The sequence below is a fragment of the Streptomyces sp. BL1 genome, assembly GCF_057628045.1.
The window spans coordinates 594,400-607,948 of sequence record NZ_JBXYWZ010000002.1; the positions used below are offsets into that span (position 1 = coordinate 594,400).

The window sequence follows — 13,549 nt, forward strand, 5'->3', positions numbered from 1 at the left end:
CCGGCCCCGGCCGACCGGTCCCCGGCCGCCGAGGCCGGCGCCGCGGAGGCCCACCGCGAAAGGCCACACCTATGCGTACGGACACCCTGGAGACGTTCCTGCAGTCCCTGGCCGCACGGATCCCCGCCCCCGGTGGCGGCGCCAGCGCCGCCCTGCACGCCGCCCAGGGCGCAGCCCTGGTCGAGATGGTCGCCCGCTACAGCGACACCGAGAAGTACGCCCAGCACGCCGCCACCATCACCGCGGCCCGCGACGCCGCCGAGGACTACCGCGGGGTCGCGCTCGGCCTGGCGGAGCTGGACGCCGCCGTGTTCGACGACGTCGCCCTCGCCTACAAGATGCCCCGCGCCACCGAGGAGGAGAAGGCGGCACGCTCCCGTGCGATCGCCGCGGCCCTCGTCGAGGCCGGCCGGATACCCGCCTGCGTGGTCGCCGTGTCCGAGCAGATCCTCGATCTGGCCGAACAGTTGGCGCCGATCGGCAACCGCAACGTCATCACCGACATCGCCGCCGCCGCGGACGCCGTCGGCGCCGCGGCCTCCACAGCAAGGGTCAACGTCGAGATCAACCTCAGCGGCATCACCGATGCCGAAGCCCGCGCCGAGCTGAGCGACGCCATCGCCGGCGTCGACGACCTCACCGCCCGCGCCGACAAGGTCACCGCCACCATCCGGGAGCAGATCCTCCGTTGACCAGTCACCTCACGCCCGAGACCGACGCCGCCCGCCCCGCGGCGCACCCCTCCTCCTCCGTCACCGTCTCCCCCGCTGCCACCGCCGCACTCTCCGGAAGAGAACTGGCCCGCGAACTGCGCACCCGAGTCACCACTTCGGCAGCCGAGTTGGCGGCCGCCGGTACGCAGCCGCGGCTGGCCGTCGTGGTCGCCACCGACGACGAGTCCAGCGCCTGGTACGTACGCTCCATCGCCAAGGCCGCCGCGAAGACCGGCATCGACTGCGACGTCGTCGACCTGGGCGCCGACGCGGGTGCCGAGCAGATCCGCTCCATGCTCGTCACCCTCAGCAGCGACCCCGCCATTCACGGGATCATGCTGCAGACGCCGCTGCCCGCCGGGGCGCACTTCGAGGACCTGGCCGCCGCGATCGCCCCGGACAAGGACATCGACGGCGCCAACCCGCTCTCCCTGGGCCGGCTGGCCGCGGGACTGCCCGCCTTCGCACCGGCCACCGCCGCCGCGGTGGTGGCGCTGCTGGACCAGCACGACGTACCCCTCGCCGGCCGCACCGCCGCGGTGGTGGGCCGCTCCAACGTCGTCGGGAAGCCGGTCGCGCAGCTGCTGTTGCAGCGGGACGCCACCGTGACCGTCTGCCACCGCCACACCAAGGATCTCCCCGCACTCACCCGGCCCGCCGACGTCCTCGTCGTGGCCGTCGGACAGCTCGGGCTGATCACCGACGCGCACGTCAACCCCGGTGCCGTGGTCATCGACGTCGGCACCAACCCCACCCTCGACGGCGGTCTGGCCGGAGACGTGGACGAGGACCGGGTACGCGGCCGCGTCGCCGGACTGACCCCGGTCCCCGGCGGGGTGGGGCCGGTCACCACGGCGCTGCTGCTGCACCACACGATCCTTTCCGCCTCCCGGCCACGCCCCGCCCGATGACACACCCCTGTGCGGCCGGGGGCGGTTTCGCCCCCGGCCGGCCGCCCTTCCGGAGAAGCGCATGACCGAGACCGACACCGCCCCTCCCCCGCCGGCACACACCACGAGCGCGCCGGTGCCCGCCGTACCGCCGCGTCCCCGGGACAGCGCGCCGGCCGTGGCGGAGCTGCTCCGGCGGCTGCGCGAGCCGCGGCCGCTGATCTGCGGGATTCTCAACGTCACCCCGGACTCGTTCTCCGACGGCGGCGCCCACCGCGACCACGCGGCGGCCCGCGCGCACGGGCTGCGCCTGGTGGAGGACGGCGCCGATCTCCTCGATGTGGGAGGGGAGTCGACCCGCCCCGGTGCCCAACCGCCGGGCGTGGCCGAGGAGTTGCGCCGGGTGGTGCCGGTCGTCGAGGAGCTGGCCGTACGGGCGGGAGTCCCCGTGTCGGTGGACACCTCGGCGCCGGAGGTCATGCAGGCCGCGGTCGACGCGGGCGCCGCCATGATCAACGATGTGCGCGGGCTGCGGCAGCCGGGCGCGCTGGCGACGGCGGCCGGGCTGCGCGTACCGGTGTGCCTGACCCATATGCCCAAGCCGCCCTCCGTCATGCAGGACGATCCGCGCTACGAGGACGTGCTGGCCGAGGTGACGGCGTTCCTGCGCGCCCGGCTGGAGGTGTGCCGGGAGGCCGGCATCCCCGATGAACACCTGCTCATCGACCCGGGGTTCGGGTTCGGCAAGGACCTGGGACACAATCTGGCGCTGCTCAGGTCGCTGCACACCTTCCAGGAGCTGGCCCCGGTCCTGGTGGGGCTCTCCCGCAAGGCGATGCTCGGGCAGATCACGGGGCGGCCGGCCGGGCAGCGCGAGGCGGCCTCGGTGACCGCGGCGCTGCTGGCCGTACAGCGGGGCGCGAAGGTGGTGCGGGTCCACGACGTGGCCGCGGCGCGGGACGCGCTCAACGTGCTGCAGGCCGTGGGCTGATGGCCACCGGCCTCCTCCGCGCAGGGTTCCGCGCAAGGTCAGATGACCGCCCGGACCGCCTTCTCGAAGCCGATGACGTGCTCGTGCGCGAGGTGCTCGGCCTCGGCGCCCTTGCGGCCGGCGATCGCCCGCAGCAGCGTGGCGTGCTCGCCGACGTGCCGGTCGAAGTGCTCCATCCGGTCCAGGAACAGACAGAAGATCCGCGTGGCGAGGTTGTTGTAGCGCACGAGGGTGTCCTCCAGATAGTGGTTCCCCGAGGCCCGGTAGATCGCCCGGTGCACCCGCAGGTCCCAGCGCATGAGCTCGCCGCGCTCCAGGGTCCGGACGTCCAGCTTCTCGGTCTCCTGCGCCAACTCCCGCAGTTCCGCACGGACTTTGGTGCCCGACGTGGTGGCGGCGCGGTAGGCGGCGAGGGGTTCGAGCTCGCCGCGGATCTCGGAGATGTAGGCGAGGTCGGTGATGTCCACTCCGGTGGCGAACGTGCCCCGGCGCGGATACGACACGACGAGCCGGTCCCCCTCCAGACGCTTCAGGGCCTCGCGCACCGGGGTGCGGCCCACACCCAGCGTCTCGATCAGCTCCACGTCGTCGATCGGCGCCAGCGGCGGAATGTCCAGCATGATCAGCCGGTCCTGAATCGCCTCGTAGGCGCGGTCGGCCTGCGACATGGGGGCCGGTTCCACTTCTTGGCTCGCTTGGGATACGGCCTGGCGTTCCTGAGATGCAGCGGTCACGCAGGCCACCTTAGGCCCTGGAACCCTCCGGTGAAATTGAAATTTCAAACGCAGATTTTTGACATATCAGCGGCAGCCTCCCGAATCCCCTGCACCGATCGCGCCGAAAGGCAAAGGAGCGCACATGACGATTTCGGTGTTCGACCTGTTCAAGGTCGGTATCGGGCCCTCGAGTTCGCACACGGTCGGCCCGATGCGCGCGGCCTTCCTGTTCGTCTCCCGGCTGCGGGAGACCGGGGCCCTGACCCGGACCGCGGCCGTACGCTGCGAGCTGTACGGCTCGCTCGGAGCCACCGGGCACGGCCACGGCAGCGTGAAAGCGGTGACGCTCGGCCTGTGCGGGGAACAGCCGCACCTGGTCGACCCGGTCGCCGCCGACCCGGCGGTCGAGGCGGTGCGCAGCGACGGGCGGATCAGCCTCGGCGGCGAGCACAAGATCGAGTTCTCGGTGGATGACGACATCGTCCTGCACCGCCGCGGGCGTCTGGACTTCCACACCAACGGCATGCTCTTCACCGCGTACGACGACGGGGGCGCCGTCGTCGAGCGCCGCGAGTACTACTCGGTCGGAGGCGGCTTCGTCCTGGACGAGGACGAGGCCGGCCGCCCCGTACTCGTCGAGGACGCCACTCCCGTCCCCCATCCCTTCACCACCGGCGACGAACTCCTCGCGCTCACCCGGGAGACCGGCCTGCGCGTCAGCGACATCATGCTCGCCAACGAACGCTCCTGGCGGAGCGAGGAGGACATCCGCGCCGGGCTGCTGCACATCTGGGCGGTCATGCGCGAGTGCGTGGAGCGCGGCACCCGCACCGGAGGCGTCCTGCCCGGCGGGCTGAAGGTGCGCCGCCGTGCGGCGCAGCTGCACACCCATCTGGAGTCCGGCACCGCCGAGGCCGACGCCATGGAGTGGGTGACCCTCTACGCGCTGGCGGTCAACGAGGAGAACGCCGCGGGCGGCCGCGTGGTGACGGCGCCCACCAACGGCGCCGCCGGGATCGTGCCGGCCGTGCTGCACTACGCCCACCGCTTCCTCCCCTTCTCCGACGACGCCGTGGTGCGCTTTCTGCTCACCGCCGGCGCCATGGGGCTGCTGTTCAAGGAGAACGCCTCCATCTCCGGAGCGGAAGTGGGCTGCCAGGGCGAGGTCGGCTCCGCCTGCTCCATGGCCGCCGGCGGACTCGCCGAGATCCTCGGCGCCACCCCCGAACAGGTCGAGAACGCCGCCGAGATCGGCATCGAGCACAACCTCGGCCTGACCTGCGATCCGGTCGGCGGTCTGGTGCAGATCCCCTGCATCGAGCGCAACGCCGTCGCCTCCGTCCAGGCCATCACCGCGGCGCGGATGGCCGTACGCGGCGACGGCGCCCATCACGTCTCGCTCGACAAGGCGATCAAGACGATGCGCGAAACCGGCGCGGACATGAAGGACAAGTACAAAGAGACCGCCCGCGGCGGGCTGGCTCTCAACGTCGTGGAATGCTGAGGAGATCCCCGTGACCCGTTCGTTCACCCTCACTCTGAGCTGCCCCAACCGCACCGGCATCGTCCGCGCGGTCAGCGCCTACCTCTTCGAGTACGGCTGCGACATCGCCGAGCACCAGCAGTTCGACGACCCGGTCCGCGAGCGGCTGTTCCTGCGCACACAGGCCACCGCCGACGACGACGTCGACATGGAGGAGATGGCCCGCGGATTCCGGCGGGTCGCAGCGGACTTCGCGATGGACTACCACTTCGCACCGCACCACGACGCCCGCGTCCTCGTCATGGTCTCCAAGCTCGGACACTGCCTCAACGACCTCATCTACCGCTGGCGCGCCGGCAACCTCGGCGCCGACATCGTCGCCGTCGTCTCCAACCACGAGGACCTGCGCCCCATGGCCGAGGCCGCGGGCCTGCCCTTCCACCACATCCCCGTCACCCGGGAGACCAAGCCGGAGGCGGAGGCCCGCATGCTGCAGCTGGTCGAGGACTACGACGCCGAACTCGTCGTCCTCGCCCGCTACATGCAGGTCCTCTCCGACCAGACCTGCAAGGCACTGCACGGCCGCGCCATCAACATCCACCACTCCTTCCTGCCGGGCTTCAAGGGCGCCAAGCCCTACCACCAGGCCTACGAACGAGGCGTCAAACTCGTCGGCGCCACCGCGCACTACGTCACCCCCGACCTCGACGAAGGCCCCATCATCGAGCAGGAAGTCACCCGCATCGACCACACCTACGACCCCAAAGCACTCCAGACCGTCGGCCGCGACGCCGAAGCCCTCGCCCTCTCCCGCGCAGTCCGCTGGCACTGCGAACGCCGCGTCCTCCTCAACGGACACAGCACGGTGGTCTTCCGCTGAGCCGCCGACGCCGGGAGTGACGTGGATCACCGTTCCGGGTGTCATACGGGACGGCCGCCCGTTGCGTGTGCGGGGTGTCAACCCACAGAGAACAGGGGGAACTTCATGCGCAGCGTCATCCGGGCGGCCGCGGTGGGTGCCATGGCACTCGCCGCGGCCGGCGCGGGCCTCGCCTCCGCGGCGGCCGATTCCGGCCCGCAGCTCAAGGGCGCCGTCCAGTGCGAGCAGGTCGTCGCCAAGTACGGCTATCCCGTGGGCCCCGCGACCAAGGGCGCCTGCGGCGTCCTGGAACCCCCGCCGCCCACGTACGGCGAGCGGCTGGAGTGCCAGGGCCGCCTGGAACAGCTCGGCGTCGAGAACGGCCAGGCCTCGGAGGCCTGCTGGGCCTGACCGGGAGCCGACACGGGCGGGGAGGGAGGCCGGCCGGGCCTCCCTCCCCGCCCGCTACGGGGGGGGCGGGTGGATGTCAGCCCGGGGTGATGTGGGCGGAGTCCACGAAGGCGCGGGCCGCCGGAGACATGGGGCCGGGCCGCCACACGAGGCGGCCGCGGCGGAGCAACGGGGGCCGTACGGCGCGTACATGGGCCCCGTGGGCCGCGGCGTCGTCGGCCATGGAGCGGGTGAGCAGCGCCGCGCCCGCGCCGGCGAGGACCAGCGGGACGATCATGGCGCGGTGCGCGGTCTCCACCACGCTGCGCGCGGCGATTCCGGCCGCGGCGCACGCGTCGTCGAGCACCGCGCGGGTGGAGGTGCCCGGTGGTGTGGATATCAGCTCCATCGCGGCCAGCCGGGACACCTCGACGGGGCCGTCCGGCGGGTCGGGGTGGTCCGGGGGCAGGACGACGTACATCTCCTGTTCCGGCAGGTCCCGCCCCTCCAGTTCGGACGTGGTCGCCTGGGAGGTCACCGTGGCGTCCACCAGGCCCAGTTCACACTCGCCGTTGCTCACCATGCGGATGACGTCGGCGCCGCGTTCGGGGTCCACGACGCGTACGTCGATGCCGGGGTGCTTTCTGCGGAACGCCCCGAGCAGCCCGGCGAGCGGGTCGACGGCGAGGGTCGTCTGGGAGACGATGTCGAGCCGCCCGCCCTGCAGTCCGAGCACCTCGCGTACGGAGGAGGCGGCCGTGGCGAAGTCGCGCAGGACCTGGCGGGCCGGGCCGAGCAGCGCCTCCCCCGCGGCCGTCGGCGTCACACCGTGCGGCAGCCGGTGGAAGAGCCGCCCGCCCAGGTCGCGTTCCAGGGCCCGGATGGCGTGGGAGAGCGAAGGCTGGGCGATGTGCAGGGCGTTGGCCGCGGAGGTGAAGCCGCGGTGCTCCACCACGGCGATGAAGTACTCCAGTTGGCGTCGCTCCACGGATATCCCCACTCTCTTGCCTCGGCTGCCTCCGGCAGTGTCCCGTGCCGTACGGGCTCAGTCCGGGCCGGCCGCGCAGCGGAAGCCGGTGTTGCCGGTGGTGGTGCCGGCGGGGCGGCCCTGGCGGGCGGCGGGAGGTGACTCCGGCCGCCCGCCGGAGGGGACGCAGCAGCTCACTGCGCCCCCATGACGCGGCGGTGCAGGCCGCCTTCGTAGTCCTCCGCGTGCCCGGCCGGGCCGTCCAGGTCCACGCGGACGGTGTGCACGGTGCCCGTGAACTCGTTGTCGATGACGGGGTATTCCTCGCTGACGGGGGTGCCCAGGTCCACGCCGACGTTCAGGGTCTCGTCGAAGGAGAAGTAGTACGGGATGGTCTGCTCCACGCGCCCGGTGGCGTGTTCCTTGCCGTCCACCAACAGGACGGCCTCCCCGCCCTTGCCGAGTCCGCCGCCGTCGTAACGGAATTCGAGCCGCACCTCGTGACGTCCCGGTGTCAGCGGCCCGTCGGCCCGTACCCGGTATCGGTGCAGGTCGAAGTAGTTGTACTCGTACGCGGGTGTGCCGTCCTTCACGTACAGGGTCCAGCCTCCGAACCGGCCGCCCTGCGCGATCAGTACGCCCCCGGCACTCGTCCCGGGCACCTCGATGTCGGCGGTGATGCTGTGCGAGCGGTTCTTGACGTTGGGGGTGGTCTCCTCGGTGAACCGGCGCATACCGCCGCGGTAGACGACCGAGGTGCGGTCGCCGAGCAGATCGATGCGGCCTGCAAGCGCCGGGTTCTCGCGCTCGGTCACCCGGTCGTCCAGCGGGAAGACCTGGTGCTTGGCGGCCTCGACGAGGAAAAGGTCCTGCAACTCCCGCAGCCGGTCGGGGTGTTGTGCGGCGAGGTCGTGCGCCTGGCTCCAGTCGGTGGTCAGGTCGTACAGCTCCCACACGTCGTCGGCGAACCTGCGGTTGCCGTCGGGCACCATCTCCCAGGGGATGCCGTGCCGGGTCACCGCCATCCAGCCCTCGTGGTAGATGCCGCGGTTGCCGCACATCTCGAAATACTGGGTGCGGTGCCGTTCCGGAGCGTCGGCCGTGGCGAGGGTCTCGTGCATGCTGACGCCCTCGATGGGCTGCTGCCGTACGCCGTCCACGCTGTGCGGCTGCGGAATGCCGGCGCAGTCCAGGAGGGTCGGCAGGATGTCGATGACGTGCGTGAACTGGTGGCGCAGACCACCCGGTTCGGGTGTCCCCTCGGGCCAGTGCACGATCATTCCGTCCCGTGTTCCGCCCAGGTGCGAGGCGACCTGCTTGGTCCACTGGTACGGCGTGTTGAGCGCGAGGGCCCAGCCGGCGGGCGCGATGGGGTAGCTGAGCGGTCCGCCGATCTCGTCCAGGTGGCCGATCATCTCGTCCGGGTCGTCGACGACGCCGTGGCCGAGCCGGTGCTCGACGACGGTGCCCTCGATGCCGCCCTCGCCCGAGGCGCCGTTGTCCCCGAGGATGTAGACGAAGACCGTGTTGTCCAGCTCGCCCATCTCCTCCAACGCCTCGGTGAACCGGCCCACTTGGGTGTCGGCATGCTCGGTGAACCCGGCGAAGGTCTCCATCAGCCGCGCGGACAGCCGGCGCTGGTTGTCGGACAGCTCGTCCCAGTGCGGTACGCCTTCGGCCCACGGCGCCAGTTCGGTCTCGGGCGGGACGACACCGAGCTCCTTCTGCCGGGCGAGGGTGAGTTCGCGCTGCCGGTCCCAGCCGTGGTCGAAGCTGCCGCGGTACTTCTCCTGCCACTCCGGGCCCACATGCAGCGGGGCGTGCGCCGCGCCGAGCGCGAGGTACGTGAAGAAGGGCCGGTCGGGCGTGAGAGTGCGCTGGGTCCGCACCCAGTCGATGGCGTGGTCCACGAGGTCCTCGCTCAGGTGATACCCGTCCTCCGGCCGCCGCTCCGGCTCCACGGGGGTGGTCCCCTGATACAGCTGCGGGTACCAGTGGTTCATCTCGGCGCCCATGAAGCCGTAGAAGCTGTCGAAGCCCTCACCGGTCGGCCAGCGGTCGAAGGGCCCCACCGCGGAGATCTCCCGGGGCGGTGTCTGGTGCCACTTGCCGAAGGCCGCCGTGCTGTAGCCGTTGCCCTGCAGGATCTGCGCGATGGTCGCGGCACTGCGCGGACGGAAGCCGTTGTAGCCGGGAGCCGCCGTGGCCATCTCGGCGGTGCCGCCCATGCCGACGGAGTGATGGTTACGGCCCGTCAGCAGGGCCTGTCGGGTGGGCGAGCACAGGGCCGTGACGTGGCAGCGGGTGTAGCGCAGCCCGTTGTTCGCGAGGCGGTCGGCGGCCGGCATGTCGCAGGGGCCGCCGAAGGCGCTGGAGGTGCCGAAGCCGAGGTCGTCGACGAGCACGATCACGACGTTCGGCGCGCCCTGCGGAGGCGGCACCGGGCCCACAGGAGTGAAGGGCGTCTCCTGCTCGTGGATGTCCATCACCGTGGACGCCGGTGTGTGGACATCCGGCCGCGGCAGTACGTGCCGTCCGGCATCGAATTGCGACAATGCGTGCCTCCTGGAGTGGTGAACAACTCTTCCCGGAATCCGGCGCCCCACGACGGAATTCCGCGGCGACCAGCGCCTCCGAGAAAAATGACACCCGCCCAACTGCCGGTCAACAAGGTGCTCTTCACGTACCGGAACGAATTCTGAATACGTGCCATAGAAAACTTCTATGGGGTGCGAGCGGGCGGCCGGTCCTTCGCCGGGGAACGACGGTTGCGCCCCGCGGGCGGCGGGGCGCAACCGTGCTGGGAAAGTCACCGAGAGAGGGTTACAGCCCCTCGGAGGCGGGGGCGGGGGCCGGGGTGGGCGTGCCGGCGTGGTCCGGTGCCGCAGGGGCCGGGGCGGCGGGGGCTGTCGTGGTTGCCGCGGGCGCGGCGACGGAGCTGGCGTCCGCCAGACGCCATCCGCGGGTCTCCGGTGCGAGGGCGAGGCAGACGGCGAAGCCCAGAAGGATGATCCCGGCCATGATGAGCATGGTGGCGTCGACCCCGATGCGGTCCAGGGCCAGCGGCAGCAGCGCGGTCGCGACGGCCGAGCCGATACGGCTGACGGCGGTACCGATGCCGACGGCGGTGGCGCGGATCTCCGTGGGGAACAGCTCGGTGGGATAGATGAATTCCAGGATGCTGGGGCCGCCGGAGAAGAAGGCGTAGGCGCAGAAACACGCGAGGACGACTGCGACGGGCGCCGTGGGCACGAGTCCCAGGACGGCGAGAGGGATGGTCATGAGCGCGAACGACCAGACGATGAGCCGTCGTCGTCCGAGGGTGTCGATCAGACGCAGGGCGGGGACGCAGCCGATCAGGAACAGCAGACTGATCAGCACCGAGGCGATGATCGAGTCGTTGTCGTCGGCGACGCCGTATGCCTTCAGGATCGTGGGGCCGTAGGTGTAGAGCGCGAACATGGGCACGATGTGCAGCAGCCAGAACAGTCCGACGAATACGGTGCGTTTGAGGTAGCCGCCGCGGAAGACCTCGGAGAATCCCAGCCCTTGGGCCGACTCCTCGGCCCGCAGGGATTCGATGGCCTCCGGGGTGGCCTCTTCGCCGTACACGCGGCGCAGGACCTTGCGCGCCTCCTCCATGCGACCGCGGTTGACGAGCCACCGTGGCGACTCGGGTGTGCCGATGCGGGCGATGATGAAGGCCACGGCGGGGACGGCGGCGCTGCCCAGTGCCCAGCGCCAGGCCCCGGATTCCACGGTGTTCACGAGCGCGTAGCCGACCAGATAGGCGGCGGTCGCCCCCACGAACCACGCGGTGATGAGCATTCCCATGACACGGCCGCGTTGGGCCCGCGGCAGCCATTCCGAGAGCAGGGCGCTGCCGATGGCGTAGTCGGCGCCCAGTGCGACTCCGATGACGAAGCGCAGGAGGACCATCAGTGTCGCGTCGTGCACGAACATGGAGGCGACCGAGGCGGCGGCGATGACGACGAAGTGGAGCATGAACAGCAGTTGACGGCCGACACGGTCGGTGACGTGCCCGAAGACCAGGCCGCCGACGAACAGGCCGACCAGCGCCGCGGCGCCGATCAGCCCTTCTTCTCCGGCCGACATACCGAGATCCTCACGCATCCCGAGAATGACGACACCGACGATACTGAGCAGATAGCCGTCCAGGAACTGCCCTCCGGCGGTCAACGCGAACATCTTCTTGTGGAATGGTCGGAAGTGGCTGTCGTCGATGAGTGAGGAACTCATGCGGACCTCCTGGGCGCGGGCAGGCTTCCTGCGAGGCCGGCCGGTCTGAAGGGGGCAGCGGGCAGTGGAGTTCCGGCCGCTGGTGTCGCGCGATGCGGTAGAGCGGGGTGAACGGGCGCAGGCCGCAGAGGGGGCATTGCCGGGCCGGCTCTCCCACTCCTGGGCGGTGCGTACAGGCCGGCGGAAGGCACACGGAATGCGGCCTCGCCGAGTCGTCAACCCTCCGACAACCGCCGCTGCTTCGCATGGCATGCGCGTCCCGCAGCTCAGGTTCCGGTCTCCGGGTAATCCTGAACGCGAGATTGATATATCAGTCGCACGTCAAAGTATGCGGGGGCGGACACGGGGGTCAATACCCGTGCTGCGCTGTACGGACGGCGGTTCGTGTGGAGCGAGTTGAGCGAAGGGGCAGCCTGTCACGGCGGCCCGTCACCGCAGCCCGTCACCGCGGCATGCGCCACTGCGGGACGGCATACGAAGAGCGGGCCGGTTCCGCCCTGGGTCGGCCCGCTCACGTGGGAGAAGTCCGCCTCCCGTGGGGTGTGTTCGCAGTCGTCGTACCGGCCTCCACGACGGGGCGGTTCCCGTCGGTGTGGAGGCCGGTCCGTACAGTCGGCCGGCCGCCGGAGTTCAGACCGCGGCGGCCGCGGCGGGGGCCACCAGCGAGCGCCGGAGCCGGTTGAAGGGCTTGGGCCGGTTCATCGACAGGACCGCCACGGGAGAGCCCTGGTGGTGGTAGACGGCCGTGAACGAGCGGCTCTCGTAGTCGCCTTCGACGATCTGCGGCTGCGCGCCCTCGGCGACGTGACCGGCGAACTGGATGCGTACGCCGTACTGGTCCGACCAGAAGTACGGCACCTTGACCGGCGGCGCCTGCGAGACCCCGGCCAGCAGGGTGCGCGCCGCGCAGCCCGCCTGCTCCATCGCGCTGGTCCAGTGTTCGACGCGGGCGTGCTTGCCGGTGAACGGGTCGGGGCGGCGGGCGACGTCTCCGACGGCGACCACGTTGGGGATGCCGGTCGCGCAGCCCGCGTCGCAGACCACGCCGTCGTCCACCTCCAGGCCGGATCCTGCCAGCCAGTCGGTCACGGGGATGACGCCCACGCCGACCAGCACGGTGTCGGCGGGCAGGACTTCACCGCTCGCCAGGCGGACGCCGGTGACCCGGCCCTCGCCGGTGAAGCCGACCGTACGGTCCTGCACCAGCGGGACGCCGTGGTCGGTGTGGAGGGCGGAGCACACCACGCCCATCTCCCGGCCGAGCGCGCGCTGCAGCGGTACGTCCACCGGGTCGACGATCGTCACGTCGTGGCCCTGCTTGCGGGCGGTGGAGGCGACTTCGGCGCCGATGAAGCCGGCGCCGAGGACGACGATGTTCTGCGGGCCCTTGCCCAGGTCGTCGCGCAGGGCGATGGCGTCGTCGAGGGTGCGGAGGGTGTGGATGCCGTCCAGTTCCTCGGCGCCGGGCAGCGTACGCGGGGTCGCTCCGGTCGCCACGACGACGGCGTCGCTGGTCAGCTGCCGTCCGCCGGACAGGTCGACCGTACGGGCCAGCGGGTCGAGCCGGAGCGCCCGCTCGCCCAACACCCATTCCGCGCCCAGGACTTCGTAGTCGTCCGCGTCGCCGAGCTCCAGTGCGGAGGCCTCCACGGCTCCGGAGAGGAAGTCCTTCGACAGCGGCGGGCGGTCGTAGGGGCGGTGGTGCTCGGCGCCGACGACCGTGATGTCTCCGTCGTATCCCTCGGCGCGCAGTGCGCGGACGGTGCTCAGCCCGGCCAGCGAGGCCCCGACGACAGTAATGTTCCTCATACCGGCTCTCCCACAGTGACGTGCAGCTGGATGTATCCGTCGACCACGGAGACCTTGTGCGTACGGACAGGCGCCTTGGCCGGAGGGCACGTGGGGCGTCCGTCACGCAGGTCGAAGAAGGACGCGTGCAGAGGGCACTCCACGAAGCAGCCCTCCAGAAAGCCGTCGGACAGCGAGGCCACCTGGTGCGTGCAGGTGTCGTCGATCGCGTACACCGTGCCGTCCGCGTTGAACACCGCAACAGGGGTCGGCACACCCTCTGTTACGCGCAGGGATTCACCGGGAGGAAGCTCCTCGAGTGAACACACCGTGATCATTGAAACCTCCGGGTTCGGTCGCCTGGAAGGCGACAGGGGAGACACGCAGCCGAGGGTCCGGTCACCCCGAAAGAGCAGGGGCCGACCGCCGGCGGAGAGACCGAGAGGGGATGGGATGTTGCGGAGCACTGGATCGACTGTTCCGCTATGCGCA

12 protein-coding genes are annotated in these 13,549 nt (G+C 71.0%); 6 read left to right on the forward strand and 6 right to left on the reverse strand.

Annotation, left to right across the window (positions count from 1 at the left end):
* The first annotated feature begins 71 nt into the window (after positions 1-71).
* The 3 genes from AC3AGO_RS02845 (at position 72) to folP (ending at position 2,594) form a co-directional block, all read left to right on the forward strand.
* Positions 72-692: a cyclodeaminase/cyclohydrolase family protein gene (locus AC3AGO_RS02845; RefSeq protein ID WP_487818487.1), complete on the forward strand. Its 621-nt coding sequence runs from the start codon at positions 72-74 to the stop codon at positions 690-692.
* Positions 689-1,624, forward strand: a complete 936-nt coding sequence (locus AC3AGO_RS02850; RefSeq protein WP_487818488.1) for a bifunctional 5,10-methylenetetrahydrofolate dehydrogenase/5,10-methenyltetrahydrofolate cyclohydrolase — start codon at positions 689-691, stop codon at positions 1,622-1,624. The genes AC3AGO_RS02845 and AC3AGO_RS02850 overlap by 4 nt, the downstream gene beginning before the upstream one ends.
* Positions 1,625-1,685: 61 nt before the next feature.
* Positions 1,686-2,594 (forward strand): dihydropteroate synthase, encoded by a 909-nt coding sequence (gene folP / locus AC3AGO_RS02855; RefSeq protein ID WP_487818489.1) that lies wholly within the window; start codon positions 1,686-1,688, stop codon positions 2,592-2,594.
* 38 nt (positions 2,595-2,632) lie between these two features.
* Here the strand turns inward: folP and AC3AGO_RS02860 are convergent, their stop codons facing one another.
* The gene (locus AC3AGO_RS02860) at positions 2,633-3,328 is read right to left on the reverse strand and encodes a GntR family transcriptional regulator (RefSeq protein WP_487818490.1); all 696 of its coding nucleotides are present in this window, start codon (positions 3,326-3,328) and stop codon (positions 2,633-2,635) included.
* A 124-nt stretch (positions 3,329-3,452) separates the two neighbouring features.
* Here AC3AGO_RS02860 and AC3AGO_RS02865 point away from each other — a divergent pair, with 124 nt between their 5' ends.
* From AC3AGO_RS02865 to AC3AGO_RS02875, 3 genes are all read left to right on the forward strand, one after another.
* Positions 3,453-4,814: an L-serine ammonia-lyase gene (locus AC3AGO_RS02865; RefSeq protein WP_487818491.1), complete on the forward strand. Its 1,362-nt coding sequence runs from the start codon at positions 3,453-3,455 to the stop codon at positions 4,812-4,814.
* 10 nt (positions 4,815-4,824) lie between these two features.
* Positions 4,825-5,673, forward strand: a complete 849-nt coding sequence (gene purU, locus AC3AGO_RS02870) for a formyltetrahydrofolate deformylase (protein ID WP_487818492.1) — start codon at positions 4,825-4,827, stop codon at positions 5,671-5,673.
* Positions 5,674-5,778: 105 nt separating this feature from the next.
* Positions 5,779-6,063, forward strand: coding sequence for a hypothetical protein (locus AC3AGO_RS02875; RefSeq protein WP_487818493.1), 285 nt, complete (start codon positions 5,779-5,781; stop codon positions 6,061-6,063).
* A 76-nt stretch (positions 6,064-6,139) separates the two neighbouring features.
* Here the strand turns inward: AC3AGO_RS02875 and AC3AGO_RS02880 are convergent, their stop codons facing one another.
* From AC3AGO_RS02880 to AC3AGO_RS02900, 5 genes are all read right to left on the reverse strand, one after another.
* Entirely contained in the window at positions 6,140-7,030 is an 891-nt protein-coding gene (locus AC3AGO_RS02880; RefSeq protein WP_487818494.1) for a LysR family transcriptional regulator, read from the reverse strand.
* A gap of 173 nt (positions 7,031-7,203) precedes the next feature.
* On the reverse strand, positions 7,204-9,564 hold the full coding sequence (locus AC3AGO_RS02885) for an arylsulfatase (protein ID WP_487818495.1): 2,361 nt from the start codon (positions 9,562-9,564) through the stop codon (positions 7,204-7,206).
* A 268-nt stretch (positions 9,565-9,832) separates the two neighbouring features.
* Positions 9,833-11,269, reverse strand: a complete 1,437-nt coding sequence (locus tag AC3AGO_RS02890; protein WP_487818496.1) for an MFS transporter — start codon at positions 11,267-11,269, stop codon at positions 9,833-9,835.
* 630 nt (positions 11,270-11,899) lie between these two features.
* The gene (locus AC3AGO_RS02895) at positions 11,900-13,078 is read right to left on the reverse strand and encodes an NAD(P)/FAD-dependent oxidoreductase (RefSeq protein WP_487818497.1); all 1,179 of its coding nucleotides are present in this window, start codon (positions 13,076-13,078) and stop codon (positions 11,900-11,902) included.
* Positions 13,075-13,395, reverse strand: a complete 321-nt coding sequence (locus AC3AGO_RS02900) for a bifunctional 3-phenylpropionate/cinnamic acid dioxygenase ferredoxin subunit (protein ID WP_487818498.1) — start codon at positions 13,393-13,395, stop codon at positions 13,075-13,077. Before AC3AGO_RS02900 ends, AC3AGO_RS02895 begins: the two co-directional genes overlap by 4 nt.
* Positions 13,396-13,549 lie beyond the last annotated feature (154 nt).